Origin of the sequence: Pseudomonas sp. GZD-209, assembly GCF_049310485.1 — a bacterium.
GTDB classification, from domain to species: domain Bacteria; phylum Pseudomonadota; class Gammaproteobacteria; order Pseudomonadales; family Pseudomonadaceae; genus Aquipseudomonas; species Aquipseudomonas sichuanensis.
In genome coordinates this window covers 1-1,558 of the sequence record NZ_JBMOWQ010000110.1, presented here as the reverse complement: position 1 = coordinate 1,558, position 1,558 = coordinate 1, and the positions used below count along the sequence as shown (strand labels likewise).

At 64.2% G+C, this 1,558-nt stretch carries 1 protein-coding gene; it reads left to right on the top strand.

Annotation, left to right across the window (positions count from 1 at the left end; all coding sequences use genetic code 11):
• Nucleotides 1–136 precede the first annotated feature (136 nt).
• Nucleotides 137–1,477 carry a hemolysin family protein gene (locus ACO6VM_RS13845; RefSeq protein ID WP_390969587.1) on the top strand — a complete coding sequence of 447 codons (1,341 nt, stop codon included), beginning with the start codon at nucleotides 137–139 and terminating at the stop codon, nucleotides 1,475–1,477.
• Nucleotides 1,478–1,558: the final 81 nt, after the last annotated feature.

Below are 1,558 nucleotides of genomic sequence, written 5' to 3'. Positions count from 1 at the left end.
CCCCGCGATGCGCCAACCGGGCATAGCCCTCCCCTTTGCTTTTGCGGCTTCAGCCGCTACATTGGATCCCCTGTGCCAGCAAAAGCTGGCACTTTTTTTCTTACTTTTCAGCAGACGGACCCCGTAAAACTCCATCATGGACCCTTCCCCTGGTATCAGCCTCACCTCGTTGTTCGCCGATTTCGGCATGATTCTCTTTGCCTTGTTCCTGGTGCTGCTCAACGGCTTCTTCGTTGCCGCCGAGTTCGCCATGGTCAAGCTGCGCTCCACCCGCGTCGAGTCCATCGCCGAGCTGCATGGCTGGCGTGGCAGCATCCTGCGCAAGGTACACAACCAGCTCGACGCCTATCTGTCGGCCTGCCAGCTGGGCATCACCCTGGCTTCGCTGGGCCTGGGCTGGGTCGGCGAGCCGGCGTTCGCCCACCTGCTCGAACCGCTGCTGGCCTACTTCGGCGTCGACTCTCCCGAACTGATCAAGGGCATCTCGTTCTTCGTCGCGTTCTTCGTCATCTCCTACCTGCACATCGTGGTCGGCGAGCTGGCGCCCAAGTCCTGGGCGATCCGCAAACCCGAGCTGCTGTCGCTGTGGACGGCGGTGCCGCTGTACCTGTTCTACTGGGCGATGTACCCGGCCATCTACCTGCTCAACGCCAGCGCCAACACCATCCTGCGCATCGCTGGGCAAGGCGAGCCCGGCCCGCACCACGAGCACCACTACAGCCGCGAGGAGCTCAAGCTGATCCTGCACTCCAGCCGCGGCCAGGACCCGAGCGACCAGGGCATGCGCGTGCTGGCCTCGGCAGTGGAGATGGGCGAGCTGGAAGTGGTCGACTGGGCCAACTCGCGCGAGGACATGGTCAGCATCGACGCCCATGCCCCGCTCAAGGACATCCTCGCGCTGCTGCGCCGGCACAAGTTCAGCCGCTACCCGGTGTACGACGCCGAGCGCGAAGAGTTCACCGGCCTGCTGCACATCAAGGACCTGCTGCTGGAGCTGGCCGAGCTGGACCACCTGCCGCAGACCGTCGACCTGGACGACCTGGCCCGGCCGCTGGAGCGGGTGTCCCGGCACATGCCGCTGTCGCAACTGCTCGAGCAGTTCCGCAAGGGCGGCGCGCACTTCGTGCTGGTCGAGGAGGCCGACGGCAAGGTGATCGGCTACCTGACCATGGAAGACGTGCTGGAAGTGCTGGTGGGCGACATTCAGGACGAACACCGCAAGACCGAACGCGGCATCCTCGCCTACCAGCCCGGAAAGCTGCTGGTACGGGGCGATACGCCGCTGTTCAAGGTCGAGCGGCTGCTGGGGATCGACCTCGATCACATCGAGGCGGAAACCCTTGCCGGCTTGATCTACGAGACCCTCAAGCGCGTGCCTGAGGAAGAGGAAGTGCTGGAGGTCGAAGGCCTGCGCATCATCATCAAGAAGATGAAAGGGCCGAAGATCGTGTTGGCCAAGGTGCTCAAGCTGGATTGATCAGCATCTGCAACCTGTCGGGGGGGGGGGGGGGGGGGTCCAGCCGTGACATGCCGGGATCTGGGGAGGAGGGGCTTTCGC

Excerpts from the sequence above, each read along its gene's own strand:
- ACO6VM_RS13845 (WP_390969587.1), top strand. The coding sequence starts at position 137 with ATGGACCCTTCCCCTGGTATCAGCCTCACCTCGTTGTTCGCCGATTTC.